This window comes from Shewanella electrica (genome assembly GCF_022321485.1).
Taxonomy (GTDB): domain Bacteria; phylum Pseudomonadota; class Gammaproteobacteria; order Enterobacterales; family Shewanellaceae; genus Shewanella; species Shewanella electrica.
In genome coordinates this window covers 1-269 of record NZ_JAKOGG010000320.1, presented here as the reverse complement: position 1 = coordinate 269, position 269 = coordinate 1, and the positions used below count along the sequence as shown (strand labels likewise).

The 269-nt window shown below is 29.7% G+C and carries 1 protein-coding gene; it reads left to right on the top strand.

The annotated features are described in order from the left end of the window. Window positions 1–37: 37 nt before the first annotated feature. A partial coding sequence (locus L9G74_RS20755; RefSeq protein WP_238898651.1) for a hypothetical protein occupies window positions 38–269 on the top strand: 232 nt, incomplete at its 3' end.

Here is a 269-nt window from a genome sequence, read left to right as displayed (position 1 = left end):
GCTCAATACTTTTAATCAATAAAGAAACCTCTAAAATATGATATATGACGTACAATGGTCAGATAAATCAAAATATATCCCTGAAGATCCAGATGATGACATGAATGTTTCCATTGAAGATATTATATTACAAGTTGCATCCCTATTCTCAATAGAATTTAAAGAAGCTGGTCAAAAAATAATAGAACAAATACCAAAAATGGTAGATTATTGTGAAGACATTGGAGATAGTCGTACCGATATCAAATCATTGTTTGATAATCCAACAG